Genomic DNA, 13,008 nt, shown 5'->3' with positions numbered 1-13,008 from the left:
GCCCAGCGATGCACAAAACCAATATTGCTAAAACGCTTGATCAAACTCACATTCGGCGCTACCGTTAGGTGATCAAACGCTTTAGCAGAATGGACATCAGTGCCGATGAAACGCTCAGTTTTCTTCCAGCCCTCCGACGGCTGGGTTGGCGACCTCATCCCCTTCGAGAAGGACGGGGAGTTCTGGCTCTTCTACCTCCATGAGGATCGCTCAGACCCGAAACCGGGAACCTCATGGAACCTCGTCACCACCAAGGACCTCACACAATTCGAGGACCACGGCGTCTCCCTTCATCACGGAAGCGAAACCGATCTGGACTTCAACGCCTACACGGGCAGCGTCGTCGTCGATGAAACCGGCATCCACCACCTGTTCTATACCGGACAGAACCCACGCAACCTCGGAGCGGACGGCGCACCCCTGCAGCTCGTCATGCAGGCCACGAGCACCGATGGCATGCAGACCTGGGAGAAGCACCCGGAACTCACGTTCGGCGCCCCGGACGGCTACGAGTCCGGGGACTGGCGGGATCCCTTCGTCTTCCGGGACGAGGCGGCAGGCCAGTGGAGGATGCTGCTGGCCGCGCGGCACTCCGCAGGTCCTGAACGCCGCCGCGGCGTTATCGCGCAGTGCGTTTCCAGTGACCTGATGGACTGGCGGCACACCGAACCGTTCTGGGACCCGCGCCGCTACATCACGCATGAATGCCCGGACGTCTTCGCATGGGGTGACTGGTGGTACATGGTCTACTCGGAGTTCTCCGAATCGTTCACCACCCGGTACCGCATGGCCAAGAGCCCCAACGGTCCGTGGACCGTACCGGACCTGGACAGCATCGACGGGCGCGCCTTCTACGCTTCAAAGACCGCAGAGAGGGACGGACGCCGTTTCTTCTTCGGCTGGATCGCCAGCAAGGAAGGCAACCGCGACGACGGCCCCTGGCAGTGGGCAGGCACCATGTCCGTCCTGGAAGCTCGGCAAAACCCGGACGGAACGCTCGGATTCGCGTTCGCGGACGAACTCGTGGACAGCTTCTGGGATGACGTTCCGGTGTCTCTGTCGGACGAACTGCCCACCAGGCTTCACGTCCCGGACGGATACGCCGCCGTCGCCTCAAAGGAAGAACTACCCAGCCAGTTTTATGCCAAGGCAGTGCTGGACATTGGCGCCGGGACCACGGAATGCGGTCTGCTGCTGCGCTCAGGCCCGGACGGCGACCAGTCCTACGTCCTGCGCCTTGAACCGAAGCGCGGCAGGCTCGTCTTCGACCGCTGGCCAAGGACCAGCACCGGTGACGCGCAATGGCATGTCTCCGGTGACGTTCCGTTCGACATCGAACTGGAACGCCCGTGCGATCTTGCCCCCGGCGAACACACCCTGGAAGTCATCCTCGACGGCGACATCTGCGTTGCCGTACTGGACCGGCAAGTGGCCCTCAGCACCAGGATCTACGACTTGCCCGCGGGGCGGATCGGCGTTTTCGCCGGCGAAGGATCCGTCACCGTCACTGAACTTGAAATACGCCAGCGCACCGACAACTAAATACCCACCACCCTCATCCTCCAATCCAATCAAGGGAGATTGCCCTCATGAAAAAACTGTTCCGTGCTGCCGCTGTCGCAGCCGTCACCACCCTGGCCCTGACAGCCTGCGGCGGTGGAGGGTCCGCTGACCCTTCCAATGTCAGCCCCACCGGGGAAATCAAAGCCCGTGAAATCTCGTGGCTGCTTTCCCGGCCGGCGGACGGGGCCGTCATCAACATCATGAAGAAGCTCGCGGACGAGTACGCCAAAGACCACCCGGGCTTCGAACTGAACCTCATCACCACCCCCGACCGGCCCTCCTACATCCAAAAGCTCGAGACGCTTGCCGCGGCCAACAAACTCCCCGAACTGTTCGACACCGACGCCACGCCTTTCGCCCAGCAGCTGGCCAAACAAGGCAAAATGGTCGACGCCGAAAAGCTGCTGAAGTCACTGGATGTCTATGACGACTACCGGCCCAGCGCGCTGGACTACCAGCGGTTCGACGACGGGTCCCTGAACATGATTCCGTTCCAGTTCGAGCTGGAGTTCGTCTGGTACAACAAGGCCCTGCTGCAGAAGGCAGGGGTCGCCGTCCCGAAGTCCCTCGATGACATCCCCGCCATGTGCACCGCCCTGCGTGATGCCGGCATCACCCCCATCGCCATCGACGGCCAGGACCAATGGCCGCTCGAGCGGTACGTCGCCTACCAGCCGTTCCGTGAAGCCGGGCCGGATTTCATCCAGAAGCTCAAGAAGGGCGAAGCGAAGTTCTCTGACCCCGCAGGCCAGAAGACCGTCGAATGGCTGGCAGCGCTCGGCAAGGCCAAGTGCTTCCAGGATGGCTTCTCCTCGCAGGGCTACTCCGACGCCCAGAACCAGTTCACCTCCGGCCAGGCTGCGATGTACAACATCGGCACCTGGGAACTGCCAAGCCTGGCCACGGACAAGCTGAACCCTGCAGTGCGCGATGACATCGACTTCTTCACCCTGCCCACCACTGCGGGATCCGTCACCGCGGCCAACGAGTTCGTCTCCCCGTCCGGGATCGGCATGGCCGTCAACTCCAAGACCTACGACCCGCTCGTCAGCGACTTCCTGAAGTTCGCCCTGACGAAGTACCCGGCCGAATACGCGGCCACCGGTGCACTCTCGCCCACCACCAACGTGGAGACCGCCCTGCCGGCCAACGCCACCCCCTTGTACAAGAAGGCCCTGGAGAAGGCCAACGACCTCGGTGACAAACAGGCCATGCCGTGGGACACCCAGCTTGACCCGACAACCAACGGCCGGCTGCAGCAGGAGCTCGTGCTCCTGGTCCAGGGCAACATCACACCCGAACAGTTCACCAGCACGATGGACAGCACCATCGCGCAGAACGCGCCGAAGTTCTTCAAGTAACCACAGCGGTGGGGGCTGCGGCCCCCACCCGAAAGGCCTAGCCATGCTCCCCAACAGGTCACGACTTTCTGTCCTGGTGTTCCTGCTCCCACCCCTGCTCCTTTACTGCGTCGCCGTGCTGTTCCCTATCGTGCAGTCGCTGTTCCTCAGTTTCTTCTCCTGGAACGGCATCAGCGACATGGAGTTCGTAGGGCTCGCCAACTACGTGCGGATGCTCACCGGCGACGACATTTTCTGGCGCTCCTTCTTCAATGCCCTCGGGTATCTCGCCATCTGCCTGGTGCTGCAGCTCGGCGGCGCCCTGCTCGTCGCCAGCCTCCTCACCTCCATGAGGCGCGGCCGCGAGCTCATCAAAACGCTCTACCTGCTGCCTGCGGTGATCTCCACCGTGGCCATCGCTTTCCTCTTCGTGCGGATCTACTCGATCGAACCCGTGGGCCTGCTCAACCAGCTCCTGCACTGGATCAGCCTGGGCGCCCTTGAACGGCCCTGGCTCTCGGACATCAACACCGTTCTCGCCGCAGTGTCGGCTCCGGAAGGATGGCGGTTCACCGGCCTGTACATGCTCATCATCTACGCCGCGCTGCTGTCCGTCCCGCAGGAACTTGAGGAGGCTGCCCGCCTCGACGGCGCGTCGCGGTGGCAGCTGTTCACCAAGATCCGCTTCCCGCACATCATGCCCGTCTGGATCACCACCACGATCATGGCAACAACCTACGGGCTGCGTGGTTTCGACATCCCCTACCTCATGACGAACGGCGGTCCCGGACAGTCCTCGGAGCTGCTGACCACTTACATGTACAAGACGGCCTTCTCGAGCACCGACTTCGGATACGCCAGCACCATCGCCGTCTTCATCGTGGTTGAGTGCCTGGTCGCCGTGGGTCTCATCCTGTTCCTGCTCAAACGAAAGGCGGACGCATGAGCGCGCCGGCAGCTCCGATTACCAGGCCCAGGGCCGTCCCATCAGACAGCGGGCCGCCGCCTCGCAGGCGCCGGCCGCCCAGCCTCCACAGCGCCCTGTCAAGAGTGCTTATCGCCCTCATCGTGATCGTTCAGGTCTACCCCCTCGCCTGGCTGTTCATTACCAGCCTGCGCACCGAACACGACTTCGCCACCGGTGACCCCTTCGCGCTGCCGAAGTCCCTGACGTGGGAGAACTACACCCGCGCGTTCGAGACGGGCAACCTGTGGTTGAACATCCTCAACAGCTTCATCGTCACCATGGGCGCCAATATCCTGATTGTGCTCCTGGGAATGATGGCGGCGTATGCGCTGCAGGTCCTCGGATTCCGGTTCAGCAAGTTCGTCCGCAGCCTTTTCTTGATCGGCATCATCGTGCCCGTCCAGATCGCGCTCGTGCCGCTCTTCATCGACTACTCAACCATCAACCTGCTCGACACCTACCCGTCGATGATTATTCCGCTGGCCGGCTTCGCCCTGCCGATGTCGATCTACCTGTTCTCCTCGTTCTTCGAATACATCCCCCGGGAAACGTACGAGGCCGCCTCCCTGGATGGGGCAGGACCGTACCGCATTTTCGGACTCATCACGCTGCCCCTTTCGGTAAATACCGTCGTGACAGTGGTCCTGGTCAACAGCATCTTCATCTGGAACGACTTCATCTTCGCCAACACCTTCGTCCTCTCCGAAGAACTGAAGACCATTCCGCTGGGCCTGCAGAACTACATCGGCGCCATGGGTAAGACAGACTGGACAGCCACCTTTGCCGCCGTCTGCGTCACCATCACGCCCCTGCTGCTGGTGTTCCTTGTGCTGAACAAAGCCATGATCCAAGGCCTGGAGAGTGGGGGGAGCAAGGGATGACGGCAGGAACAGACGGATATACTCCTCGAGGAGGGCACATGATTTCGCAGGAGAATAGTTCGGTCACGCCAGTGGGTGCGGCTGCACCCCTCAAACGGCCCGGGCGCCCCCAACCCGTTACCCTCAGGCAGGTCGCCGAGGCCGCGGGCGTCTCCACCGCCACCGTCTCCCTGGTGGTCAACAAGAAAAAGACTGCACGGATTTCCGACGAGACCCGCCAGCGTGTGCGGGACGCCATCCGGGACCTGGGCTACCGGCCAAATGCGCTGGCGCAGACCCTGGTCAGCGGGAGTTCGCGGTTCATCGGGCTCGTCGCCGACGCCATTGCAACCACCCCTTTTGCCGGCCAGATCATCCACGGCGCCCAGGACGAAGCCTGGAAGCACGGTTATGCACTGCTCATCGCCAACACCGAAGGCAACCGCGAGCTGGAGACGGACGCGATTGCCATGATGCTCGAATACAAGGTCCGCGGAATCCTCTACTCCACCTGGTTCCACCGGCCCACGGACATCCCTGCGTCACTGCGGGAGTCGGACTTCGTCCTGGTCAACTGCTTTTCCACGGAACCCGGCGCCCGGGCTGTGGTCCCGGATGAAGTACAGGGTGGCCGCTCCGCCACCGAGATCCTGCTGAAGCACGGCCACCGCCGGATCGCCTTCATCAACGCCACCATCCCGGCCCCGGCCAAGGACGGACGGCTCCAGGGCTACAAGGAGGCGCTGGAAGCGGAAGGCATCCCGTTCGACGAGGGCCTGGTCCTGGAGGCGTACCCGGACCAGGAAGGCGGGTACGGAGCCACCGAGGAACTCCTCAAACGCGACGTCACGGCCGTGTACTGCTACAACGACCGCATGGCGATGGGACTTTACGACGGCCTGCGGGAACACGGCATGTCCATCCCGGAGGACATGGCCGTGGTGGGGTTCGACAACCAGGAAGTTATCGCCGCACACCTCAGGCCCCCGCTTTCCACGGTATCCCTGCCGCATTACGAACTGGGTGCAGCCGGGGTGCGGATTCTGCTGGGCCTGGACGAAGCACCGGCCAGTTCCGCCGCAAAAATATACTGTCCCAGCGTGGAACGAACCTCGGTGCAGGCCTTGGCACCGGCCTAGCCGGCCGCATGGGTCCGGCCGATCTGTCATCTCGTCAACACCGCTTCGGTGTGCCATTCTGGGACGTACCATTTTCACGATTTCTCCTTCATAGAGGACTGAATCCATGCACATTTCCGCCAAGGACCTGGCCGCCCTCATCCCTGCGGACTTCACCTTGGGCGTGGCCACGGCGGCCTTCCAGATCGAGGGCGCACTGACCGAGGATGGCCGCGGCCCGGCGGGTTGGGATATCTTCTCAGCCAAGGAAGGTGCCATCGTGAACGGCCACAGCCCGGCCGTAGCCTGCGACCACTACCACCGCATGCCCGGCGACGTTGCCCTCATGAAGCAGCTGGGCGTCGACTCGTACCGGTTCTCGCTGTCCTGGCCGCGGATCCAGCCCAACGGCAGCGGGCCGGTGAATCCTGCCGGGCTGGACTTCTACGACCGGCTCCTGGACGAGCTCCTGGCCAACGGGATTTCACCCATGGTCACCCTCTATCACTGGGACACGCCGCTGGCATTGGACGACGCCGGCGGCTGGATGAATCGCGATACCGCCTACCGTCTGGGCGAGTTCGCTGCGATCGCGGCTGCTGCCTACGGCGACCGGGTTGCCCGCTGGGTCACCATCAACGAGCCGGCCACGGTCAGCACCAACGGCTACACCATGGGCCTCCACTCACCGGGCGAAGCGCTGATGCTCAACGCGCTCCCCAGCGTGCACCACCAGCTTTTGGGCCACGGGCTCGCGATGCAGGCATTGCGCGCCGCCGGGGTTCCGGGAGAGATCGGGATGACCAACGTGTACTCGCCCATGGTCCCGAACTCGATCAACCCCTTGGACAAGCTGAGCGCCGGCCTGATGGACATCGCACAGAACCGGCTTTACGCGGACCCCGTCCTCACGGGCCAATATCCGGACGTCATCCGCGCCGCGAAGTTCTTCGGCTCCTTCGACCATCCGGACGAGGACATGGAGATCATCTCCCAGCCGCTGGATTTCTACGGCCTGAACTACTACATGCCCACGAAGGTAGCCGTGGGCGCCGGTGAGGGGGCGGTGCCGGCCACCATGGCGGAGGCCATGGGCAGCGACCTGAGTGCGGCCGGCGGCGGCTCCACGCCGTTCCACGTCGTGGCCTGGCCCGAAGCGGACATCACCGCCTACGGCTGGCCGGTGAAGCCCGAGTATATGGGGGTGGCGCTGAAGGAAATGGCCGAAAGGTACCCCCATCTGCCGCCGGTGATCATCACCGAGGGCGGGGCGAGTTTCGAGGACATCATCGTCCGCGACAAGTCCACCAACACCACATTCATTCCGGACGAGCGGCGCCTGAAATACCTGTCGGACCACATCGAGTCCGCGCTGAAGGCCACGGCTCCCGGCGGTGAAGCCGAGGGCATTGACCTGCGCGGCTACTACGTGTGGTCCCTCATGGACAACTTCGAATGGTCGGCAGGCTACAACCAGCCGTTCGGCCTGCTCCACGTCGATTTCGAGACCCTGGAGCGGACGCCGAAGGCGTCCTACTTCTGGCTCCAGGAGCTCATCGAGGAGCGGAACCTTGCCGCCGCGGCGGGTGCCGCCGTGGCGCAGGCCATGGAACCTGACGCAACGGAAGCGCCCGACGACGGCGTGACCACCTCGGGTGCCACCGCCTAGCCTGCGTGGTGCGCGTCCTCCGGGTCTTCCGGTGAGCCATCGCGCCGTTCCTTCAGCAGCTTGCTGACGCTCACCAGCCGAAGCGCGGTCACCAGCAGGATCCCGCCAAGCATATTGAAGACCACTACATAGGAAAACCAGCCGAGCCATTGAAGATAGCTGATGTCGGCGCCCGCATGGATGGCACCGAAGACCAGCAGCGAGTCCAGGATCGAGTGGAAGAGCTGCAGGCCGTAGAGCAGGAAAGCGCCAACAACGGCGGCGGCGATCTTGCCGGTGACGCTGTCCGTCCCGTGCTGCATGCGGGTCATCAACGTGATGGTGCTCCCCGCCAATACGGCAAGGCACACGGTTTTCCAGTTAAACCCGGCGTCGAGGTAGTAGGCGGCTTCCTTCGTGATTGTCTCGCTCCATTGCGGGAACGCAGTCATGATCAATGCCATGAACAGCCAGCCGCCCACCAAGTTGGCAATGAGCGTGCCGCCCCAGAGCTTCCCGAGCTGCGTGTAGCTTGCCTCCCGTGCAGCGACTGCGGCTATGGGCACCAGGAAGCCTTCCGTGAACAGTTCGCTCTTGGCCAGCAGGAGGGCGATGAGCCCTGCACTGAACGCCAGTCCCGCAAGAAGGTGGTTCCCGGTCTCATAGAGAACGCCAAGGTAGGCCATGATGCCAACGCCTATTTCAAACCCGCCGAACAAGCCGGTGATGAGCACGTCCCGAAAGGAGCGGTTCAGCCGCTGCGCGCCTTCCTCAACCGTGCGGTCGAAGGATTCCTCAACCTCCTCTTCAACGGGGCCTGAATTGTCGCCAAGTTCCCGCCGCCGTGCATCGCCGTCGGTGTCGCTCATTCGTGTCGCCTATCCGCCTGGAAGTGGTGCCGGCCCCCGGAATCTAGAGGAGGTCCAGGACCTTGAGCTGTTTGGCCATCCCCGCGCCGTCCGGCGAATAGATCCAGGGCACCACCGAGGTGGTGTGGTCGCCGTCCTCGGAGTGCCCGCCGGCGAAGACGGACTCGCTGACAGAAAGCTGCCGGATGGCGATGGCGGCCACTTTGTCGGCGTTTTCCTGGGCAAAGCCTGAATAGATCTGCTCGTCGTGCTGGCCGTTGTCGCCGATCAGGAGCCAGCGCATGTCCGGAAATTCCTTGGCGAGGCGCTCCAGGTTTCGGTGCTTGTGCTCCTGGCCGCTGCGGAACCAGCGGTCCTGGGTCAGGCCCCAGTCGGTGAGGAGGAGGGCCCCGGAGGGATACATGTTCCGGCCCAGGAACCGCGCCAGGGTGGGGGCGGCATTCCACGGACCCGTGGACAGGTAGATGACGGGCGCATCCGGGTGTTCAATGGTGAGCCTTTCCAGCAGGACCGCCATCCCCGGCGTGGCCATCCGTGCGCGTTCGCTGAGGACAAAGGTGTTCCACAGCGCCAGGAACGGCCTGGGCAGGGCCGTGACCATCACGGTGTCGTCGATGTCGGAGACAATGCCGAACTTCGCATCCGCGTCGATCACCTGGATCAGCGTCTCCACGGGTTCGGTCCCGTCGGCCCGCAGCACAGCGGTGTGCCAGCCCGGCGGGAGCTGCACGTCCACCACGGTGTCGATCAGGCCGCCCCGGTCTGCCCGGACCCGGGCGGTGACGCCGCCGATGGTGATTTCCACCTCGACGAACTGCATCGGAACGCTGGTGAAGGCCCGCCAGCCGCGGACGTTTTGATTGCCGTTGCGCGCTGCGTGCTCGGCCTGGCTGCCCGGGGCAGGATTCTTGGTCAACAGGACGCGGCCGAGCACCCGTACCCAGCTGGTTGAACCGTAGCCCTGGTACGCAATGGTCTGTGACGTGAAATTCCAGCCCTTGGCGAGCTGGATGCGGACGGCGTTGACGACGTCGGAAATCCGGTGTGCCAGGCGGAGAATCCGGGTCCCGGACAGTGGTGCGGGATGCGGAGCGTTCTGCGGTGAGTTCTGAGGAGCCCTGTCCATGCCTCCACTCTGCCACAGCGCAACCGCGCGCCGGGCACCCTGGCGGTCCCGCCGTCGGGCGTGACGTCATCCATTAATCAGGAATGCGGAGTGCCCACCCAGCCCCGTCAGCCTTTCCTTGTGGCAGTGTATGGACATGGCGCGCATCGAAGACTATGCAGTTGTTGGCGACCTCCACACGGGCGCCCTGGTCAGCACCGAGGGCTCGATCGACTGGCTTTGCCTGCCGCGCTTCGACTCGCCGGCATGTTTTAACGCTCTCCTGGATACGCCGGAGGCAGGACGCTGGCTCCTGGCACCCGAGAGTGGCGGCACCTGCACCAGGCGCGGCTACCGGGACGGGACCCTGATCCTGGAAACCGAATGGGAAACCCCCGAGGGCACTGTCAGGGTCATTGATTTCATGCCGCCGCGCGACGAGGTGGCGGACATCGTGCGGATCGTGGAGGGTGTGAGCGGAAGCGTCAGGATGCACGGCGAACTGGCGCTGAGGTTCGACTACGGCCACATCATTCCCTGGGTGCGGCGCGACAAGCGGGGCCTGCACGCCATCGCCGGCCCCGACGCCGTCTACTTTGTCACCAAGGCGCCCCTCCACGGCGAGAACATGCACTCCGTCAGCGACTTCACGGTCCAGGCCGGGGAACGCGTCCCCTTTGTCCTGACGTGGGCCCCCAGCCACGTTCCCCGCCCGCACACGGTGGACGCCGAGGTGGTGCTGGGCACCACGCTGGCCTTTTGGCGCGGCTGGGCGTCCCAGTGCACCGTGCAGGGAAAGTACCAGGATGCCGTGGTCCGTTCGCTGGTGACATTGAAAGCCCTGACGTACGCTCCCACGGGTGGCATCGTGGCTGCGGTCACCACGTCCCTGCCGGAACAGCTCGGCGGTCCCCGCAACTGGGATTACCGCTACTGCTGGCTGCGGGACGCCACCATGACACTGCAGGCACTGCTGGCCGCCGGCTACACCACCGAGGCCGCCGCCTGGCGTGACTGGCTCCTCCGCGCCGTGGCGGGGGATCCGGCCGACCTGCAGATTATGTACGGGATCCACGGCGAACGCAGGCTTCCGGAAATGGAACTGCCCTGGCTTGCCGGGTACGAGAATTCAAAACCGGTACGGACCGGGAACGGCGCTGCAGAACAGCTTCAGCTGGACGTCTGGGGCGAGGTGCTGGACTGCCTCGCGCTGACCAGGAACTCGCTGCTGAAACACACCGATGAATCCTGGGACGTACAGGTTGCCCTGATGCAGCATCTGGAGACCATCTGGGACCAGCCGGACAATGGACTCTGGGAGATGCGCGGGCCACGTCGCCATTTCACGCATTCCAAGGTGATGGCCTGGGTGGCCGCGGACCGGATGGTCAAGGGCGTGCGCGACTCCTGCTTGCCCGGCCCCGTGGAACGCTGGGAGGCCCTTCGTGACACTATCCACGCGGACGTTATGGCGAACGGCTTCGACGCGGACCGCAACACCTTCGTGCAGTCCTATGGCCGGCCTGAGCTTGACGCCAGCCTGTTGCTGATCCCGCGGGTGGGCTTCCTGCCGGCGGATGATCCCCGCGTGCTGGGGACCATTGAAGCGATCCAGCGGGAGCTGACCGAAGATGGTTTTGTGCTGCGTTACCGTCCCGCCGACAGCGACGACGGGCTCCCGGGGGACGAAGGGGTGTTCCTGGCGTGCTCGTTCTGGTTGGTGGAGGCCCTGCTGGGCGCAGGGCGGAGCAAAGAGTCCACCCAGCTGTTCGAACGGTTGCTGGAACTCCGCAACGATGTGGGTCTGCTCAGCGAGGAATGGGCCGTAGGTGCGCGGCGGCAGCTGGGCAATACGCCCCAGGCGTTCAGCCACTTCGCGCTTGTGACAAGCGCTCTTGAGCTTCATCAGGATACAGTTCGCCGCAGTGACAAACCTATCCCCCCGGAGACCGAAAGGGGAGGGCAATGAGGGTCTGTAGGCCCCTCGCTCTTCACCTCCGGGAGAAAGGTAAGTATACTTACTAGACTCGCGGAGCGCTCCCACAAGGCACAGCGCCGCGACAGAACGAGGGGTGGTTGTAATGGCCGGACATTTTGAGCTGGTGGATGCGCCTGATGGCGGCTATCGGGTGCGGATGTTGGATGGTTCAGGAAGCCTGATGGCTATCTCGGTGACTTTTCCAACGAAGCGCGCAGCGGTGGCCGGCATTGCGATGGCCCGCGAGATTGCCGGCACGGGCCTGATCAGGGACTTCAGCAACAACGGCGCCGGCGCCGTCATCCGGGACCGGATCGGCCCCACGTCCTCCCCGAAGGACAGCGCCCCCCGCGGCAAGAAGATGTCCGCGGCAGCACGCGCTGTGGCAGGGTGATCACCCAAAGCCACGCCATGGTCCGCGGGCGGCGGTATGGCGTCCTTTTTGACGTGGATGGCACCCTGGTGGACTCCGCCTACATCCATACGCTCGCGTGGTGGCAGGCGTTCCGCCAGCACCGGTATGACGTCCCCATGGCCGCCATTCACCGGTGCGTGGGGATGGGGGGCGACCGTCTGGTGGACGCACTTCTTCCTGCTGGCCGGGACCGGAACTCGGACGCCGAAATCCTGACGAGTCATGCTGCGCTCTTCGCGCAGAGCTGGCCGTCGCTGCGTCCGTTCGACGGCGCCAAGGAGCTGCTGGCCCAGTGCCACGCTGGTGGACTCGCCGTCGCCCTGGCCTCATCGGCGCGCACCCAGGACCTGGCGGCCACCCGCAGGGCCCTCGGGGCGGACTCGTTCATCCATGCCGCCACCAGCGCGGACGATGCGAAGGCAAGCAAGCCGGCCCCGGACATTCTCGTGGCCGCGCTGGAAGCCGTCGGTGTGGCCGCGGCCGGTGCCGTGTATGTCGGGGACGCGGTGTGGGACATGCAGGCCGCCGGCGCCCTGGGAATCCCCGCCATCGGCGTTACCTGCGGCGGAACCAGCGCCGCCGAACTCCGCGAGGCGGGCGCGGCCGAGGTCTATGACGGGCCATGGGACATCCTGGACAACCTGCAGGCAAGCGCGATCGGAAGGCTGCTGACGTTGAAATCGAACCCCGCCGGTGCCCAGTAGCGTGAGGCGACACTAGCGGCCCCTCCCATGGGGCTCAAGCGTCCGCTCGCGCTCTTGGGCGGGCTAGAGGGGCAGCAGTGCTGAGAGGTCCGCGCGCAGGCCGGAGGCGGACACCCTGCTTGCCGCGACGGCGTCTGCCCAGCTCAACCGTCCGGTCGCCATGCCAAGCCAGGTGGCGGCGTCGCACTCGATCACGTTGGGCGGAGTCCCGCGGGTGTGCCGCGGCCCCTCCACGCACTGGGTGACGCCGAACGGCGGCACCCGCACCTCCACCGAATTTCCCGGTGCCCGCGCGGTCACCTCCTCCAGTGTGTACCGCACGGCGGTGGCGGTGACGCTGCGGGGGAGCGGAACGTCCGACGGCGATGCGGCGGCTTCCTGCCACGCGGCCAGTGCCGCAGTACCTTCTTCAATGCCGATCCGACGGCGTGCCACCGCCAT

General features: G+C 64.5%; 12 protein-coding genes. 9 read left to right on the top strand and 3 right to left on the bottom strand.

The features are described 5' to 3' along the window. The first annotated feature begins 105 nt into the window (after nt 1-105). From ACZY0Q_RS09535 to ACZY0Q_RS09510, 6 genes are all read left to right on the top strand, one after another. The gene (locus ACZY0Q_RS09535) at nt 106-1,542 is read left to right on the top strand and encodes a glycoside hydrolase (RefSeq protein WP_463916100.1); all 1,437 of its coding nucleotides are present in this window, start codon (nt 106-108) and stop codon (nt 1,540-1,542) included. A gap of 47 nt (nt 1,543-1,589) precedes the next feature. Continuing rightward, nucleotides 1,590-2,924 carry an ABC transporter substrate-binding protein gene (locus ACZY0Q_RS09530; RefSeq protein WP_463916098.1) on the top strand — a complete coding sequence of 445 codons (1,335 nt, stop codon included), beginning with the start codon at nt 1,590-1,592 and terminating at the stop codon, nt 2,922-2,924. Between the two features lie 43 nt (nt 2,925-2,967). Next, entirely contained in the window at nt 2,968-3,849 is an 882-nt protein-coding gene (locus ACZY0Q_RS09525) for a carbohydrate ABC transporter permease (RefSeq protein WP_463916097.1), read from the top strand. Continuing rightward, nucleotides 3,846-4,751, top strand: a complete 906-nt coding sequence (locus ACZY0Q_RS09520; protein WP_463916095.1) for a carbohydrate ABC transporter permease — start codon at nt 3,846-3,848, stop codon at nt 4,749-4,751. The genes ACZY0Q_RS09525 and ACZY0Q_RS09520 overlap by 4 nt, the downstream gene beginning before the upstream one ends. A 38-nt stretch (nt 4,752-4,789) precedes the next feature. Further along, nucleotides 4,790-5,869, top strand: a complete 1,080-nt coding sequence (locus ACZY0Q_RS09515; protein WP_463916094.1) for a LacI family DNA-binding transcriptional regulator — start codon at nt 4,790-4,792, stop codon at nt 5,867-5,869. Nucleotides 5,870-5,975: 106 nt separating this feature from the next. After that, nucleotides 5,976-7,517: a GH1 family beta-glucosidase gene (locus ACZY0Q_RS09510; RefSeq protein ID WP_463916093.1), complete on the top strand. Its 1,542-nt coding sequence runs from the start codon at nt 5,976-5,978 to the stop codon at nt 7,515-7,517. Here the strand turns inward: ACZY0Q_RS09510 and ACZY0Q_RS09505 are convergent. Both ACZY0Q_RS09505 and ACZY0Q_RS09500 read right to left on the bottom strand, forming a co-directional pair. Continuing rightward, a complete protein-coding gene (locus ACZY0Q_RS09505; RefSeq protein ID WP_463916091.1) occupies nt 7,514-8,365 on the bottom strand; it encodes a formate/nitrite transporter family protein in 852 nt (283 codons plus the stop codon). The two genes, ACZY0Q_RS09510 and ACZY0Q_RS09505, sit on opposite strands and share 4 nt — an antisense overlap. Nucleotides 8,366-8,408: 43 nt before the next feature. After that, nucleotides 8,409-9,491, bottom strand: coding sequence for an App1 family protein (locus ACZY0Q_RS09500; protein WP_463916090.1), 1,083 nt, complete (start codon nt 9,489-9,491; stop codon nt 8,409-8,411). Between the two features lie 136 nt (nt 9,492-9,627). Between ACZY0Q_RS09500 and ACZY0Q_RS09495 the strand changes: the two genes are divergently transcribed. From ACZY0Q_RS09495 to ACZY0Q_RS09485, 3 genes are all read left to right on the top strand, one after another. After that, on the top strand, nt 9,628-11,439 hold the full coding sequence (locus ACZY0Q_RS09495; protein ID WP_463916089.1) for a glycoside hydrolase family 15 protein: 1,812 nt from the start codon (nt 9,628-9,630) through the stop codon (nt 11,437-11,439). 112 nt (nt 11,440-11,551) lie between these two features. After that, nucleotides 11,552-11,842: a YegP family protein gene (locus ACZY0Q_RS09490; RefSeq protein WP_463916087.1), complete on the top strand. Its 291-nt coding sequence runs from the start codon at nt 11,552-11,554 to the stop codon at nt 11,840-11,842. Nucleotides 11,843-11,859: 17 nt separating this feature from the next. Then, nucleotides 11,860-12,567, top strand: a complete 708-nt coding sequence (locus tag ACZY0Q_RS09485; RefSeq protein ID WP_463916304.1) for an HAD family hydrolase — start codon at nt 11,860-11,862, stop codon at nt 12,565-12,567. Between the two features lie 63 nt (nt 12,568-12,630). On the opposite strand, the gene ACZY0Q_RS09480 is transcribed toward ACZY0Q_RS09485, so the two are convergent. Next, nucleotides 12,631-13,008, bottom strand: coding sequence for a sterol carrier family protein (locus ACZY0Q_RS09480; RefSeq protein WP_463916086.1), 378 nt, complete (start codon nt 13,006-13,008; stop codon nt 12,631-12,633).

The sequence above is a fragment of the Pseudarthrobacter lactosi genome, from assembly GCF_055412785.1.
Note: the sequence above shows the minus strand (reverse complement) of the source record. Positions and strands in the feature narration are given on the sequence as shown.